Here is a 13,847-nt window from a genome sequence, read left to right as displayed (position 1 = left end):
GCACATTGGGATATAACAGACTCAAGCCAGCCATAAACAACATATAAGGTTGAATAAGATGAAATTCATTAAAATGTCACTGTTTATATTCTGCATCGCCAGCATTAATACTGTGCATGCCTCTAGTGAATTTATAAAACAAGCCGTTGCTGCAGAGCACCGCAGCGAAAAGAATATAGCGCGTGATGTTTATCGACATCCTGTAGAGACACTCTCTTTTTTCGGCATAAAACCCGATATGACTGTCCTTGAAATATTACCAGGCGGTGGATGGTACACAGAGATCCTTGCGCCGATGTTGAAAGACAAAGGACATCTCACCTTAGCGAGCTTCGGCGCCGATCACCCAAACAACTTTTTACAGGGCTTACACAACAAACTTGTGACAAAGCTACAAGCCAATCCATCAGTTTATGGAAAAGCCGATGTAGTGGTGTTTAAGAAAGGTGATACCTATTTATCTGAAGTTCCGGATAACTCTCAAGATATGGTGGTTACGTTCAGAAATACCCATAACTGGATACGTTTTGGAGGCATAGAAGAGGTCTATCCTGCCTTTTATCGCGTACTGAAAAAGGGCGGAACTCTTGGCATAGTTCAACACCGTGCTGAAGAAGGCAGTGATTACAAAGAAAGTGCTGAAAATGGCTACGTTCCAGAAGCTTATCTAATTTCATTTATTGAAGGTTTAGGATTTGAACTCGTTGAGACGTCTGAGATCAACGCCAATCCTAAAGATACTAAGGACCACAAAGCTGGCGTCTGGTCCCTACCACCGAGCTATCGTTTAAAAGAAGTTAATAAAGCACATTACCAAGCAATCGGTGAAAGTGACCGTATGACGCTGAAATTCATTAAAAGATAAGAGTGATCAAACGCTAGGAAAATGAGAGACACATAGGTCGCCCCGTATTGTTCAATAGCGGGGCAAACCTCTGAGATTAAATATCAGAGTAAAGTACGACCTGATTTCGCCCTTGCCCTTTTGCCATATACAAAGCTTCATCTGCTGAACTAAGCATTAGATTTACCTGCTTAAACTTCCCTTCTTCCCAACTAGAGACACCAATACTGACAGTCACAGTAATTTTATGCTCTTCTACGTCGATTGAGAGAAGCTCAACATTTTGACGTATCCGCTCTGCCACTTTACGCGCGGCATCTAAATCAGTCTCAGGCATCAAAATAGCAAACTCTTCTCCACCCAGACGAGCAACAATATCGGTTTTACGTGCCGTATCTACACATGCCTGATAAAAGACTTTTAAAACTTCATCCCCAGCAGCATGCCCGTAGGTATCATTCACCCTTTTGAAGTAATCGATATCGAGCATAAGCAATGAGAGTGGTCTTCGATAACGTTGCACTCGCCCTAATTCATGTTCAGCCAATTTATTAAATTTACGGCGATTAACCGCGCCAGTCAGTGAATCGGTTGAAGCTAAGCGACGATAGCGCTCATGCTCTAGGGTCTTATGTTTAAGGTCCATTAATTGCCGTTGTTGATGAACCTTATTCCGAATATCTGCCTGTAGTAGACTACGACGACAGCTGTCATAGGCTTTTATCGTTCGCCCTAACTCATCATCAGCAAACCGATCAGTGAAGACAACACTCTGATCACCTTTGGATAAACGCACCATCGCCCGATTTAACATGGCCACCGGCGAAATAATACTGATATTCAACATCCAGCAAGCGAGCAGCGTCAGGCCTGTGACTAACAGCAAGATAAAAGAGGTTAGGTACAATTTTAGCTGTGCGTTAGCAGCATTTTTATCAGCTAACTCCGTCATATCCATAACCAACTTATCCGCTAACGCTTTTAGCAAATCAATTCTTTCTGAAAGCGCTGAAAACCAAAGTGCTTCAGTTAACTGTATCTCACCCCAACTTTTACTTTGTAAAGCTAGATAGAGTTCCTGTTGCAAACTTTCCACTTGCTGAAAGCTAGAACTAGATTGCATACGTTGATAAGCCTGCTGCTGACTGACACTTGCCACTTAATTAAAGTACTGAACCAATCCTTGCTGCTGCCCCATCAAAGAAATTAACTGATGTAATTCTGATTGGTTCGTCCGGTCATCTGCCAAAATCAGAGTACCTAAAGCCCTTTCCTGACCCGCCACCTCTTTCAGATTAAGCACTGAGGTAAAACTAGAAAGATGTGATTCCAGCTCGGCATCTAGCTCCATAAAGGTAAACGCCGCTGGTATATTCAAAAGAGAATCAATTAAAGCGCTGTAGTAATGCTGCATTTCTATAACCGACAGTTCTTGTCGATCTACACGTTTCCTATGATGCTGAATTTCCTCGAGCCATGCGGATGCATTTATTAACTGCGTTTTTATTTGCGGCGGTAAACCATTTTGCGACAAGAGCGATGCACGATCGACAAAGCCATTAATAGCCTGATCTGTTTGCAATCGAGACTGTGTAACATCTTGCGTAACAGCCTGATATTTAGACGCAATAAGACCCGTGGTTAAACCACGTTCTGCCTGTAAACTATGACTTAACGTATTTACATCATGTGCTATAGAACTAATTTCGGAAAGCTTCTCCATAGATTGATAACGGCTGATACCAGTACTCAGAAGGACAACACTAAGCAGAACCATACCGACTGCCGGTATTAAGGCAGTCAATATAATGCGCCAACCTAATGGCAAATGAGCACTTATAGATCGCCTAATTTTAGAGCGCCAAGAATGGCGTTGACTCCCGTTGTCTGTCTCACCTTGTTCACTCAAGCATTGGTGATAGGACATGTCATCCACAACAATATGATTCAACAACCAATCGACTAAAAATAGATAGACATCACGCGCCACTTCAACAGATTCAGCGTGTAACAGTTGCTCTTTGAGTTCTGGAATCTTCTTAATAAAGGATTGGTGACCTTGAATATGCTCATCCAGATCAGGATAACCACAACGAGCCATAAGCGCCTCTTCACGCTGAAAGTGTAATGAGACGTACACTTCTAGCTGTGCAAAAACGTTACCTATAATCTCTTTTTCATGATTTTCTTCAATAGCATTAGCAAGTTCAGAGATAATTGCTAACAACCGTTTGTGATCATTATCAATTGCCTCAACACCTACACTTAACCCCTGATTCCACTGGAACCCAGTCATACAGTACTTCGCCCTACAAACAAGATAAGTCAGATACAGCCCCAAGACATCCAATGCCTTATCTATTTACCTTATGCACAATCGCAGGCCGCTGAGCAGATAATGGTAATCAATCTTTCGAATTAAACTATTGAGCCTGAGCATTATTATTCAGAATAAATTGTAGTTTTAGGCAATCAATCACTAGCCTCATTAAAGCCTTACTGTGTACTAAATAGCAAACTAACAGATTGTGAACAAATTACCATAGATCACGTATTTATTAGCCTACAGCCATTCACTCTCAACCTATTAACCCACTTATCCACATAAAACTTGGATAAAACTAATGTCGATATGTTCACAGATATAAAAAAACCGCCGATAAACGGCGGTTTTTAATTCCTAGAAAGGAACGTTGATGTTATGCGTTTGCAGCGATGATATCTCGTAATACCATCGGCAAGATGCCTTTGTGGCGAATCTGATCCAGCTCAGAAGAAGTATCAACACGAGAAGTCAGCTCTAACTGCTGTGATGAGCCGTCTGCTCGGTTAATAGTCAGGCCGACTGTGCCGCGAGGTTCCAGAGTATCGATACCACTCAGGTCAAAGGTTTCTGTACCATCAAGATTTAGTGATGCACGCGTCACACCTTCTGGTAGTTGCAGCGGTAATACCCCCATCCCCACCAGATTAGATTTGTGAATACGCTCAAAGCTTTCAGCGATAATCGCTTTAACACCTAGCAGTGCGGGACCTTTTGCAGCCCAGTCTCGTGATGAGCCTGTGCCATAAAGCTTGCCACCAAATACAACGGTAGATGTACCTTCAGAACGGTAACGCTCAGCCGCATCGTAGATAGACATCTGTGCTGGAGCAGCATTAGACGAGTAATAGTTCGTTACTGCGCCAGTCGTACCCGGTAGCAGCAAGTTTCTGGCTTTTACGTTGCCGAAAATACTACGCAACATGACATGGTGGTTACCACGGCGTGCGCCCAGTGATGTCATATCTTCGTCGGCAACGCCTTGTGAGCTTAAGTATTCACCTGGAGGTGAATCTGGACGAATTCGGCTTACTGGGGAAATATGATCGGTGGTTGTGTTGTCATCACACATCACCAACATACGTGCACCAGCAATATTGTTTAACGCATCTTCAGGTGTTTCCAGTGAGAAACCATCGAAGAAAGAGATCTCTTGGATATACGTAGAGTCTGCAGCCCAGTCATACACAGGACCCGTTGGAGATTCGAGGTTCTGCCATGTAGCAGGGCCATCCAAAGAATTTTCGTAGGTTTCGCGGAACGCTTTCGGGTCCATGCATTCAAGCATGGTCTGGCTGATTTCAGCATTGCTCGGCCAGATATCCTTAAGGTAAACATCGTTACCATTGGCATCCTGACTAATTGGCTGTGTCGTAACATCAATATTGACATTGCCAGCCATCGCCATAGCAACCACCAGCGGAGGAGACATTAGAAAGTTGGTATCAACATCTGGGTGCACACGACCTTCAAAGTTACGGTTACCCGATAAAACGGATGCAGCAATAATATCGTGGTTCTGCAGCGCTTCTTCGACACTTGGTGCTAGAGGACCAGAGTTACCCACACAGGTAGTACAGCCGTAACCCGCAGTATTAAAGCCCAGCGCATCAAGATGCTGTTGTAGTCCAGCCTTGGAGAGGAAGTCGGTAGCAACCGGTGACCCCGGAGCCAAAGACGTTTTAACACCGTCAGGTACTTTAATACCGAGTTCGTTAGCTTTCTTAGCCAGCAGACCTGCTGCAATCAATAGGCCCGGGTTAGAAGTGTTGGTGCAGGCTGTAATCGCAGCAATCACGATATCGCCGTCTTTTAACTCACGCTCAGGCAGCGGTGCGAAAATACCCGCTTCGTCTGCTTTCATCGGCGTCACTTTAACGACTTCAGGATTACGATCCCCTTCAGCAGCTGCTTTTTGGAACACCTTACCAATCTCAGCTAGCGGCAATCTATCTTGAGGTCGTTTCGGGCCCGCTACAGACGGCTCAACGGTAGACAGGTCAAGTTTCAGAAGGTCGGTATAACGTGGCAATGCCTGACCTGGTTTCCAAGCCATATTTTGTGCTCTGTAGTATTCGAGCGGCAGATCACCATCCCTCCCTGTTGCTCTCATATACTCAGCAGAAACTTCATCAAACGGGAAGAAGCCCATGGTTGCGCCATATTCTGGTGACATGTTTGCAATGGTTGCGCGATCAGGCAGAGAAAGGTTGGCACAACCTTCACCTACGTATTCAACAAACTTACCCACCACACCCGCTGGGTATTTACGCAGCATCTCGGTGATGGTTAGTACTAGATCGGTTGCAGTAACACCTTCACGTAGTGCACCTGTTAGCTCAACACCGACTACTTCAGGTGCCAACATCTGCATAGGTTGACCTAGCATTGATGCACCGGCTTCAATACCACCAACACCCCAACCAACAATACCTAGCGCGTTCGCCATTGGCGTATGACTATCCATACCAATAAGGGTATCTGGTGCCATTAGCCCATTAATATCGAGGTAACCCTGAGCTAGATACTCTAGGTTAACCTGATGAACAATGCCGGTTTGTGGTGGAATAATTCGGATCGTGTCGAATGCTTGCGCACCCCATTTCAAGAAGGCATAACGCTCTTTGTTGCGCTCTGCTTCTAGTTCACCATTGATTTTTAGTGAAGCCGGGCTGCCCGTATTATCCATTGTTACTGTATGGTCAATAACAAGATCTGCACGAACAAGAGGCTCAATGATTGCCGGATCTAAGCCCATACGCTGAACCGCTGAACGCATCGCAGCAAAATCAACAATCGCTGGGGTACCACTTAAATCGTGCATGATGACACGACCCGCGGTGAAAGGAATTTCGATCGGCTTTGTACCTTGGTGCTCTGTCCAACTTCCAAGCGCCTGAACCTGCTCAGCGGTTACGCCGTTTTGGCCAACATTTCGAGCAATTCCTTCCAAGATAGGACGAAGTGAAAATGGTAATGCATCAAGATCGATACCAAACTGTTCTGCGGTATCTGGAAGACTATGGTAGCTGTGCTCTGTTCCTGAGAGTGTTCGAACAGAGCTAGATGGATCGAAATGGGTCGGGCTTGTCATTTTTTATACCTCACGCAGATAGGACGTAGCTGAAGCCATAACCTTTATTTTTACGAGTTCTCGTTCACTAGAACCGCTCGATTTCCTTGTTGGTTACATTTTCAGGCGTCACACGAACCGCTATTGCAGAACATCCTAGATTTATCGGCCGTCGTTTCCGATATTTTCTGCAACACAAATTATTACCTCTTTAAGATTGTCGACAATATTAGCCAACAACCGACTCAAATCAAGTAATACGGGCATTAAATTGCATAAATTACATACAATCTAAGACTATTTGCTAGTAAAAACGGGTATTTTTTGAACAGAACCGAAGAAATTTGAATCAAGCTCCCTGCAGTCCACATAGAACTCGGAACTAGATCATAGGGCCAATAAGGAAGCGATTTTTATGCTGTAGATAGATCGTGTGCTAAGAAAACTAGAGGCGTTTATCACTATCAGTAACCTCGATTTAGAAACTAGAAATTAGCTTGGATAAACATCATCCTTAGTTAATTTGGTTTCAACACCGGGTAAAAACTACCCGAAGGAACATCTAATAATTAATCTAGCTTCTATTTAGCTAATTTAGATAATAAAGGCTGCAATCAAACTACATTATAGAAGGAGAGTAAATTCACTCCGCTTGGCTACCCGATAACTGACGACACTCTAGAAACCACGGACTGACGGGCTTTGCACCAAAAACGGGCACATCAAAAAATGCCCAATCAAGCAGCTCACTATGAAATGATTATTATTTCCAATTTAGAAACAATTAGACCTGACTTAAATGATTACTATTTTCAATAAAGGCAAAATCTGCCATTTTTCATAATAAAAATAGATACCTACAACCAATGTATACCCTCTTTAAAAGCCTTGATTTAAGTACTATTTTTTAAATTTATAGCGACTATTAGCCTCATTTAAATAGTTTTGATTGAGCTGTTTACCTGTTTTTTTTTATAATCTGCGCACAAATCATAACTAGATTTAAGTGAGACGTTGGACGCCATGAGCTACTATTCTGACTACCTAGAAGAAATTGAGGTTCGTAAAAAGGACCTGGGTCTAAACCCAAAACCAATCGATAGCGCTGAATTGCTATCTGAAATCATTGCCCAGATCAAAGACACTGGTAATGCAGAGCGCGAAGCTTCTCTAAACTTCTTCATCTATAACACGCTACCTGGTACAACTCCAGCGGCTGGCGTTAAAGCGGCTTTCCTAAAAGACATCGCTCTAGGTAAAGAAACAGTTGCTGAGATCTCTCCAGAGTTCGCTCTTGAGCAACTGTCTCACATGAAAGGTGGTCCTTCTGTTGAAGCACTACTAGACATCGCTCTATCTGACGACGCACAAGCTGCTGCAGCGGGCGAAGTTCTTAAGTCTCAAGTATTCCTATACGACGCTGATACAGCTCGTCTAGCGGACGCTTTCAAAGCGGGCAACGCAATCGCTAAAGATATCCTAGAAAGCTACTCTAAAGCAGAGTTCTTCACTAAGCTTGACGATATCCCTGAGAAAATCAAAGTTATCACTTACATTGCTGCTGAAGGCGATATCTCTACTGACCTTCTTTCTCCTGGCAACCAGTCTCACTCACGTGCAGACCGTGAGTTGCACGGTAAGTGCATGATCTCTCCAGAAGCTCAGCAAGAAATTAAGAAGATGGGTGAAGACAACCCAGACGCTAAAGTGATGCTGATCGCTGAGAAGGGTACCATGGGTGTAGGTTCTTCCCGTATGTCTGGTGTAAACAACGTTGCACTTTGGGCAGGTGAGCCAACTTCTCCATACATCCCGTTCGTAAACAACAAACCGGTTGTTGCGGGTACTAACGGTATCGCGCCTATCTTCCTAACTACGGTTGGTGTAACTGGCGGTATTGGTCTTGACCTTAAGAACTGGGTTAAGAAAACTGACGCAAACGGCGAAGTTGTTCGTGACGAAAACGGCGATCCAGTACTAGAAGAAGCATACTCTGTAGCTACTGGTACTGTTCTAACTATCGATACTAAAGCTAAGAAGCTGTACAACGGCGACGAAGAACTAGCTGATATCTCAGACGCGTTCACACCACAAAAAGTTGAGTTCATGAAAGCGGGTGGTTCTTACGCGGTAACATTCGGTAAGAAACTTCAAACGTTCGCTGCTGAAACTCTAGGCGTTGAAGCTCCAGCTGTTTACGCTCCATCTAAAGAGATCTCTCACGAAGGCCAAGGTCTAACTGCTGTTGAAAAAATCTTCAACCGCAATGCAGTAGGCGTGACTTCTAAGACTCCTCTACACACTGGTTCTGACGTTCGCGTTAAAGTGAACATCGTAGGCTCTCAGGACACTACTGGTCCTATGACTTGCCAGGAACTGGAAGCAATGGCTGCTTCTAAAATCTCACCAAGCGTTGATGGTGCATTCCAGTCTGGTTGTCACACAGCGTCTGTATGGGATAACAAAGCTAAGGCTAACACGCCTAAGCTAATGGCATTCATGAACGCATTCGGCGTAATCACTGCACGTGATCCGAAAGGTGTTTACCACTCAATGACTGACGTAATCCACAAAGTATTGAACGACATCACTGTTGATGACCGTGCAATCATCATTGGTGGTGACTCTCACACGCGTATGTCTAAGGGTGTAGCATTCGGTGCTGACTCCGGTACTGTTGCGATCGCATTGGCTACTGGTGAAGCAGCAATGCCAATTCCAGAGTCTGTAAAAGTAACCTTCAAAGGTGCTATGAAGCCTCACATGGACTTCCGTGACATCGTACACGCTACTCAAGCGCAGATGCTTAAGAAGTTCGCTGGCGAAAACGTTTTCCAAGGTCGCGTAATCGAAGTACAGATCGGTACTCTACTAGCTGACCAAGCGTTCACGTTCACTGACTGGACTGCAGAAATGAAAGCGAAAGCTTCTATCTGTATCTCTACTGACGAAACGCTAATTCAGTCTCTAGAACTAGCTAAGTCTCGTATCCAGATCATGATCGACAAAGGTATGGAAAACGAAGCGGGCATGCTACAAGGTCTTATCGACCTAGCTGACAAGCGTATTGCTGGCATCAAGTCTGGTGAAGAACCAGCCCTTGCTCCGGATGACAATGCTAAGTACTTCGCTGAGCTAGTTGTAGATCTAGATCAGATCGACGAGCCAATGATTGCTGACCCAGACGTTAACAACGAAGACGTTTCTAAGCGTTACACTCACGATGTTATCCGTCCAACTTCTTTCTATGAAGGCCGTGAAGTTAACCTAGGCTTCGTTGGTTCTTGTATGGTTCACAAAGGCGACATGCAGATCATCGCTGCAATGCTACGCAACCTAGAAAAGAACGGTCCTATCACGTTCAACGCACCTCTAGTTGTTGCTCCGCCAACTTACAACATCGTTGACGAGCTAAAAGCTGAAGGCGATTGGGATATTCTATCTAAATACGCTGGCTTCACTTTCGATGATGAGCATCCGAAAGAAGAAGCGCGTACTAAGTACGAGAACATTCTGTACCTAGAACGCCCAGGCTGTAACCTATGTATGGGTAACCAAGAGAAAGCAGAAGCTGGTGACACTGTACTAGCAACTTCTACTCGTCTATTCCAAGGCCGTGTTGTAGAAGACTCTGCTGAGAAGAAAGGTGAATCTCTACTAGGTTCTACTCCAATGGTTGTTCTTTCTACTATCTTGGGTCGTTTCCCAACGTTGGAAGAGTACAAAGCAGCTGTTGAAGGTATCAACCTAACGTCTTTCGCTCCACCAAGCGAAGACCTAAGCGTTGCACCACAAGCTATCCCAGCTGCACGTATCTAATCACTAGATAACGTCAGCAATAAAAAGCCCCGAATTATCGGGGCTTTTTTGTTTTTACTAGAAATAAAACAGCTGCTCTGCGAAGAATCTAAAAAATCTATACTCAAGCCAATCAACGCGCTCTTTTAGACTTAACACTTCAAAGGCACCTTAAATCAGCAGCCTAGAACGGCAGTTCGCAGAGTCTAAGTCCTTCTAAAAACTAATTTTAGAGAGAATAATATAATCGATAGTTTGTACTCGCCGCCGAAATAAGTTTAACAACAAGCCCTTAAGTAAAATGGCTACCAAATCTCATTCTGACGCTTTTGAAGAATCAAGGCCATAGATCTGGGGAGGTACTTTTTAGATTTTGATACTCCTGATGGTGCAGAAGAATAGGTCTTGATGACACGAAAACCTGCATTCTCTGCCAATAGAATGATTTCAGACTCGCGCTTAAACTCAAAAATATGATCAACTTCAGCAGCTGTTAACGCGCCAGTAATAAAGGCATAAGCCCCGTCTTTTAGGTTGTTGCTCATGTTTTTTAAAAGTTGATCGGGAGTTTCAAGATGCTCGAGCAGAAAGCAGGAAACACCTGCATCAAATTGTTCACCCTCATTATAAGCCATAGCATCGCCAACAACATATTCTGTTGACTCATCTTTGGCTGCTATCTTTGACATTGCAGAAGCGGCTTCAACCGAAGTTTCACTAATATCTATAGCTGTTGATAACCAGCCTTTTAAATGACGGAGAAATATGAAGTGCCAGATCCCACTACCGGAACCCAGATCCACTAAGCGGCCTTTTTGCTCGGGGGTAAAGAAAGCATTTAGGAAGTTATCTCGATAAAACTGATACAGTTCCAAGTGGTGTAGCCAAGCAAAGGTCGTGGTGTATACCCCCCAATGATACAGGCTCATAAACTCTGGGGAATCATAGGTTTCTTTATAAACCTCGTCGTAGCTGGAGAACTCATACTTTCCTGTGATTTCATAACGAGCTTGCGAACGGTTAACATCAACCACAAAGTAACAATAGCCATCAATCAGTGTTTTTTGATAATCAGCCCCTAAGGAGGATTTAGCCCACTCCAGCATTGGATTGGCCAGCTCTTCGAATAGTTCAGTTTGACTCTCGTAGGCTTTCCTAACCTCTTTGGCAAAGACAGGCTTTATTTCTTCAATTTTTTTTACGAACTCTAGGGAGATAGACATGTTTAGGTCCATTAGAGAGAGTTGATGAAAGTAGAGATTTTTTTTGTTAACTGTTGCCGTCCTGTAGCTGTTAGATGGGCTATATCTCTAATGAAGTGATCATCAATGCTTTGGCTATAATCCACCACGCGAAGTGCTTCCGACTCGTACTTTGCTAGTACTTTATAGAATGCACGATCTGCATAAGCTCCAAAGCCTTTTCTAACTTCGCTATGCTCTGGCATGATGGCAATAACGACTTTAGGAGCTATTTCTGATGCCTGCTCTAGCACGATGTTAAGACCATGAATGTGATCAACCCAACCGTACCTTGCAGGGTTTATTAGTCCACGGCCTTTAGCACCTTCAATCTGCTTTAGGAATGCCGCTTCATTGAAGTATTTGTCGGTATATATAAACTTATTTGGCTCTAACAGCAGATCATTACCCCTTGAAAAACTTTTAACATCAAGCTTTTTATAGTTACCTATAGCAAGGTTTGTCGACATCAAAAGATCCCTAATCAAATAGTCGAGACGAATGGCATATCTTGCCAAGGGGAAGAGCTCATTGATCAAGGTGTCTTTCTCTAGGCTAGGTAGTTTATTTTGATACTCATAGCGACGGTAAAATTGGATTTGATCATGATCCAGAAAATCCAGATAACGATTAAAAGTTATTGGGTTCTCCCTATCAGACAACATACGGCTATTGATGCCGAGCACAATCACTTCAGGCTTAATATCTAGGTTCTTTGTTATATCAAGGAGTAACGCAATATGGTAAATACTTCCATGACTAGTGACACCGGCATTGATTGAGCATATTGATGTGAGCTCCCTATGCAATTCGTCATCAAAGCCCTCTCTTACTGTAGAGGGGCCAATAAATAGCACGCCCTCGTTCCCACATTGGGACTGGTACTGGGCCAGTTTAGATACGAAACGGTGCGAGGGAACTTTTCCCAATCCTTGCTCATACAGGGGATGTAGCAAATTGGACTTGTGTAGGAGGGTAGAGCTAGCCCAAATAATGACAAAAAGCACCGCTATATTTCGCAGGCATTTTAGCCTTAAGAACTTAAAATCCGGCATAGATAAACTCCGGCATACCTTTGCTCAAAAACGCAGCAATCAAGGTAAGCTTGGCGAGAATCAATACGTGGTTCACAACTAATTGAATATGCTTGTTCATAGAATGCTGTTCATTACTAGGTGAAGACTGATGGTGATAGTAAAAAATACGTAACACATACCAATAAACTGTTTAGCATAAACATATTTATTAGGCTGAATTAAGTAGATTGATATTTTTCGGTCTCGAAGCACCTTTTCAATAGCGACCACCGTTCCCAGCATAGCCCCCCATGTAACAAATGCTAGAGTCAACTGATGCCATAGCCCAGTGAAGGCAAAAGAAATCACTGATGTCACGAAGGCGATGGCTGGAGCCTTTTTTACCCCATGTTTACGCACAAGATATAGCTGAATGGGGGTATATATATTGTCTCGAACAAAGGAGCCGAGGGAAATGTGCCAGCGGCTCCAGAATTCCGTAATATTCTTAGATAGAAAAGGACGGTCAAAGTTTACGGGAGTAGGTATCCCGAGTAACTTGCCAATACCCAAGGCGACAGCGGAGTAACCTGCAAAGTCAAAGAATAAATAAATAAATAGTATGGCTGTTTCTAGTAGTGAGTCAGTATGCAGCCTACCATCTACTCCCCAGCCAAAGATACGGATACTCTCGGCTATAACCACTTTATAGAACATCCCAGTTGTTATAATGCAGATTGCATTAATAAAGGCACTATAATCTGTAGCTGGTAGCTGGCTCTGCTGTTTGATGTAGTCACGATATCTGCAAATAGGACCAGCAGCAAGCATATGGAATGGGAATACAAACCCTAATAGGGTTAGATAAGACGGAGGGGCATTTCCATCACGAATAGTGCGAAGGAAATCCCAGGATCTGAGGGCCGCATAGGAAAAACCAAGAACCAATAGAGAACCAAGGACCTTGTGTTCGAAAAAAGGGTTTAGAGTAATCAGTGCTTTGATTTGTGTTGAATAATCGAAGTAAAAGCTGTACCCAACTAGACAAGTTGGGATAAAGGCCAGGGTTACAACCATAAGAGGCTGCTTAGGCTTTCTGCGGTAGAATTTAACTAACAGGAACAGAAGGAGTACAAAAATTGCGGCGGTAACCGCCACATAGATCGAGCCCACGATGGCAATGATAGTCAACGAAATCAAACCGTATACATCTGCCTTTCTACTCGTAGGTGTAATTGAAAGAATAATATAGCTTACAAGTACACCTATCCAAAAATGCAATTCAAAAAGAATGGTCATTGCTTATTAGCTTTTTTGGCTTTCGATAAGGGAAATAAGCTGGCCAATATTCTCAAGTTCCGAAATGGCTTCATTGCTAAAGCGGATGCCAAATTCAGTTTCAATAGTCACCATCAGCGTAATGTGATTCATTGAATCCCAAACTTCAATATCTTTTGCTGAGAGCTCATCAACTGCCGTGATTCTGTCATCCCCCATGACCATTCGAAGAATGTCCTGAACTTTTTCTCTGATTTCTTCTGACATATTCTTT

The 13,847-nt window shown here is 43.5% G+C and carries 7 protein-coding genes and 1 pseudogene; 2 read left to right on the top strand and 6 right to left on the bottom strand.

All coding sequences use genetic code 11. The features are described from left to right. Nucleotides 1-58: 58 nt before the first annotated feature. The gene (locus tag ACMXYO_RS02080) at nt 59-865 is read left to right on the top strand and encodes a class I SAM-dependent methyltransferase (RefSeq protein WP_415886796.1); all 807 of its coding nucleotides are present in this window, start codon (nt 59-61) and stop codon (nt 863-865) included. 76 nt (nt 866-941) lie between these two features. On the opposite strand, the pseudogene ACMXYO_RS02075 reads toward ACMXYO_RS02080, so the two are convergent. After that, nucleotides 942-3,140 (bottom strand): annotated as a pseudogene (locus ACMXYO_RS02075) (bacteriohemerythrin). 403 nt (nt 3,141-3,543) lie between these two features. Further along, complete coding sequence (gene acnA, locus ACMXYO_RS02070) at nt 3,544-6,261, bottom strand: aconitate hydratase AcnA (protein ID WP_415886795.1); 2,718 nt, start codon at nt 6,259-6,261, stop codon at nt 3,544-3,546. Nucleotides 6,262-7,263: 1,002 nt separating this feature from the next. Between acnA and ACMXYO_RS02065 the strand changes: the two genes are divergently transcribed. Next, nucleotides 7,264-10,059 carry a bifunctional aconitate hydratase 2/2-methylisocitrate dehydratase gene (locus ACMXYO_RS02065; protein WP_415886794.1) on the top strand — a complete coding sequence of 932 codons (2,796 nt, stop codon included), beginning with the start codon at nt 7,264-7,266 and terminating at the stop codon, nt 10,057-10,059. A 284-nt stretch (nt 10,060-10,343) separates the two neighbouring features. On the opposite strand, the gene ACMXYO_RS02060 is transcribed toward ACMXYO_RS02065, so the two are convergent. The 4 genes from ACMXYO_RS02060 to ACMXYO_RS02045 form a co-directional block, all read right to left on the bottom strand. Continuing rightward, nucleotides 10,344-11,261 (bottom strand): class I SAM-dependent methyltransferase, encoded by a 918-nt coding sequence (locus ACMXYO_RS02060; protein WP_415886793.1) that lies wholly within the window; start codon nt 11,259-11,261, stop codon nt 10,344-10,346. An 11-nt stretch (nt 11,262-11,272) separates the two neighbouring features. After that, nucleotides 11,273-12,136 carry a hypothetical protein gene (locus ACMXYO_RS02055; protein WP_415886792.1) on the bottom strand — a complete coding sequence of 288 codons (864 nt, stop codon included), beginning with the start codon at nt 12,134-12,136 and terminating at the stop codon, nt 11,273-11,275. Between the two features lie 294 nt (nt 12,137-12,430). After that, complete coding sequence (locus tag ACMXYO_RS02050; protein ID WP_415886791.1) at nt 12,431-13,594, bottom strand: MBOAT family O-acyltransferase; 1,164 nt, start codon at nt 13,592-13,594, stop codon at nt 12,431-12,433. Nucleotides 13,595-13,600: 6 nt separating this feature from the next. Further along, complete coding sequence (locus tag ACMXYO_RS02045; RefSeq protein WP_415886790.1) at nt 13,601-13,840, bottom strand: acyl carrier protein; 240 nt, start codon at nt 13,838-13,840, stop codon at nt 13,601-13,603. Between the last annotated feature and the right edge of the window lie 7 nt (nt 13,841-13,847).

This window comes from Neptuniibacter sp. QD37_6, assembly GCF_047778085.1.
In the GTDB taxonomy this organism is placed as follows: Bacteria; Pseudomonadota; Gammaproteobacteria; order Pseudomonadales; family Balneatricaceae; genus Neptuniibacter.
This window is presented reverse-complemented; position numbering and strand designations above follow the sequence as displayed.

Bases quoted from the DNA above. Each gene is read 5' to 3' on its own strand.
- ACMXYO_RS02080 (WP_415886796.1), top strand. From the start codon at position 59: ATGAAATTCATTAAAATGTCACTGTTTATATTCTGCATCGCCAGCATT.
- acnA (WP_415886795.1), bottom strand. From the start codon at position 6,261: ATGACAAGCCCGACCCATTTCGATCCATCTAGCTCTGTTCGAACACTC.
- ACMXYO_RS02065 (WP_415886794.1), top strand. From the start codon at position 7,264: ATGAGCTACTATTCTGACTACCTAGAAGAAATTGAGGTTCGTAAAAAG.
- ACMXYO_RS02060 (WP_415886793.1), bottom strand. From the start codon at position 11,261: ATGTCTATCTCCCTAGAGTTCGTAAAAAAAATTGAAGAAATAAAGCCT.
- ACMXYO_RS02050 (WP_415886791.1), bottom strand. From the start codon at position 13,594: ATGACCATTCTTTTTGAATTGCATTTTTGGATAGGTGTACTTGTAAGC.
- ACMXYO_RS02045 (WP_415886790.1), bottom strand. From the start codon at position 13,840: ATGTCAGAAGAAATCAGAGAAAAAGTTCAGGACATTCTTCGAATGGTC.